This is a genomic window from bacterium, from assembly GCA_024224155.1.
Taxonomy (GTDB): Bacteria; Acidobacteriota; Thermoanaerobaculia; order Multivoradales; family JAHEKO01; genus CALZIK01.
Map to the genome: position 1 here is coordinate 1 of JAAENP010000532.1, position 2,874 is coordinate 2,874.

At 62.9% G+C, this 2,874-nt stretch carries 3 protein-coding genes; all 3 read right to left on the reverse strand.

Features of this window, described 5'->3' with window-relative positions; all coding sequences use genetic code 11:
* Window positions 1-233: hypothetical protein (locus GY769_24880; GenBank protein MCP4205158.1), on the reverse strand; the 233-nt coding region annotated here is incomplete at its 3' end.
* A gap of 326 nt (window positions 234-559) precedes the next feature.
* A complete protein-coding gene (locus GY769_24885; protein ID MCP4205159.1) occupies window positions 560-2,248 on the reverse strand; it encodes a transposase in 1,689 nt (562 codons plus the stop codon).
* Entirely contained in the window at window positions 2,248-2,688 is a 441-nt protein-coding gene (locus tag GY769_24890) for a hypothetical protein (GenBank protein ID MCP4205160.1), read from the reverse strand. The genes GY769_24885 and GY769_24890 overlap by 1 nt, the downstream gene beginning before the upstream one ends.
* Between the last annotated feature and the right edge of the window lie 186 nt (window positions 2,689-2,874).

Here is a 2,874-nt window from a genome sequence, read left to right on the forward strand (position 1 = left end):
AGCAAGGCGCCGACCACGACATCGCCGAGACCATCGCGGTTGAGGTCGCCAGCGAACGCCACCGAGTAGCCGAACCAATCGCCGACGGCACGACCACGGTAGGAACACATCTCGGCACCCGTGGCGCCGGAGAACGAAGAAGTGTCGACGAGCACTTCGTAGGGAATGGGCGTCGCCCAAGATGCACAACCCAACCCCAATAGGATAATGATCAGCCGCCCATACAAAGCCACTCTGCTCGCCTCCTCCAGAACCTTGAGATATGATGTTATCACCCTTCAATGATGCCGTCAAGCATTATCATGGCAGGACTGCGATTCAGACAGTAGGGGAGGCGAGAGAGCGCCGAGCGGCGTCAGGACCCGTTGTATGGGCAGAAAACGGCGGTGCGGGGAAGGAAGGCCTGGGCAAACGCGAGCAGGCGGTTGAATCCGGGGCGAGAAGGACGACAGCGACCTCGAAGACGTTTTGAAGAGTACAGTCTTCTTTTGGGTTGCTGGGCGCGGGAAGCAACCCGGGTGAAAAAGCGCTCAGACTGGAAGCATCGGCCAGGCCGGCCTCACGGCGACCGGGCGTTGTTCAGCAGGCCGTCAAGGTTCTTTTCGAACTGGTGCATTTTCTTCCGCAGCTTGTGGCGGGCTTTCTCCTCGAGGGTGAGCAGGATGCGGGCGAACTCTGGGAGGGACAGCAAACAGAAGCGTTGCTGGTAGTACACCGCCACCACTTCCAGGGTGGGGGTGAGCAGATCGAGGATGCTGGTGCGGGTCAGCGGATTCAGGCGCTGGCGCTGGCGCAGCAGCAGATGGGCCTGGAGCAGGGTGTAGGCGAGCAGGACAAACAGCGCCTGGTTGACCACCAGCGAGAAGGCGCGGGAGTGCATTCGGGTAAGGTCCCAGAAGCACTTGTACTGGCGGTGGCGCTCCTCGATGGCGGTTCGCAACTCGTAGGTCGAGCGCATCTGGTTGGCGGTGAGCTTCGCCGAGGTGCTCACCAGGACCCAGTCCTTGCTCTGGCCCTGCTCGTCGATCTCGCGATTGATCACCGCCGTCAACGGAACCGGACAGTCACTCCAGCTCAGCAGGCCCCGTCCGATGCCGAGCCGCGTGCGGGGCAGACCAACAGTGGCCGGGGGCTTGGCGGTCGCGGGGTTCGGCTGGCCGGCCTCGGCTTTGCGTCGCGCCAAGGTCTGCTGCCGTTTGGCTTCCCGCTTGGCCACGCGGGGCGGCTTCGGCGGGGGAGGCGACACCGGCGGGGGAGCTTCCGGGCGCCGGTACGGCTCCCACTCGAAGTCGGGCAACCGCGTCAGCCCGATGGCGTCCGCGTAAGCGTCCATGTTGCGCCGCAACGGCACGAGAGTGTCGACGTGGTGGACCTGTTTGAGCCGGCCCATGCGCGGGCCGTCGATCAGGCCGCGATCGACAATCAACATCTTCATCACTCCCGGCCCGGCCGCTTTCACAAACTGCTCGGCCAGCTCGTAGAGGATGGGGCACTCATGCCGCCGGCCTCCAACTATTCGGGCCGCCACCACGAAGAAGAACTCCAGTTGCCGGTTCACATGGATCAGACTCACTAGCTTGTAGCAGCGGCGGAGTTGATGGCGAGGGTCTTTGCCATTGACCTCATCGGCGCTCACCGGATGGTTGTGCTCGTCGAACCAGAGCCGGTCGGAGCCCTCGTAGTGTTCGTTGTCGGGAACAAACAGGTAGGAGGCGTCGCCGATGAACAGGCCTTCGGAATCGAACAGCTTCAGGGAGCGTAACGCACGCGGCACTTCGCGGTTGAACCAAGCGTGCAGGTGCTCGACATCCGTATCTCGGGCAAACTTCCGCAGGAAATCCTGGTCGCAAGGCGTCTGCCGGTCGTAGTCGTTCTTGCGATTGAAGCCCGGACAGGCCAGCGTCACATCACCGGTTTCCGGATGCCGACTCTTGCGCCCGCCCAACTCCGGCCCCAGCGCATCGATCAGGCCGCCGGAGCGCAACAGCCGGGGGTAGGCGTGATAGCTCTGCGAGCCGCGGAGCTTCAAGCTGACCTCGCTGGCCAGATAGAGCCAGACCGGCACTTCCTGCTTCTTGCGCGGCGTGGGGTAGCTCTCGGCCATCCGCTCCAGAATCTGCCGATCGATCAGTTGGCGGAAGAAGTCGGCCTCGACGGCTTCGGTGACCGGCTCCAGATAATCGATCTCACCTTGAAGGAGAGCCTTCAATACGAAACCTCGGTCCTGTTCGAAGGCCAGCAAGTCCATTATCGTTTCCGCCTTTTCGAGACCGGCCGGGGCGGAGGCAGCCGGAGGGCCTTCTCGAGCCGGTCGACGGTGGCGAGGACGCGCCGATGGAGCTTGACCAAGGCAGCGCGAGCCTGGCGGAACTGGCGATAGTCTTCCGTCAGGCGGCGGGTGCGGTCCACCTCCTTGGCCGGCAGCGAGCGCAACTGGGTCTTGCCCTGGTCGCTCCAGGAGAGTACCGGAGTGGTGTGGCGAGCGCCATCGGGGGCAGCGCAGTGGCAGGAGGGTTTGCCGCAGCGGGTCTTGAGCTCGTAGACGGAGCCTTTGAGCAGTTCGCGGATCTCGATCAGCGTCTCGACGAGCTGCCGGTGCTGGTCTTGGAGTTCGCCGAGGAGCTGGCGTTGGCGGCTAGCACGTTCGGTTCGTGGAGGCAGGAGTCTCTCCTGTATGTTGTATAACATAACAACATAAAGATATCAACATGTTCTTTGAAAAAAGTGAGCCGGATGGGAAATTCTCTGCGGGTGGTTCCTCTCAGCGGCCAGGACCAGCGGACCGCCAGCAACGATGGGAAGGCTGTCGGGCGCGGCTCCCGGCCACTCCTACCCCCTGATCAACCGGCGATCCGTTCAACCGGCTAAACTACT

Coding starts and splice junctions, on each gene's coding strand:
- GY769_24885 (MCP4205159.1), bottom strand. CDS start 2,248: ATGGACTTGCTGGCCTTCGAACAGGACCGAGGTTTCGTATTGAAGGCT.
- GY769_24890 (MCP4205160.1), bottom strand. CDS start 2,688: ATGTTATACAACATACAGGAGAGACTCCTGCCTCCACGAACCGAACGT.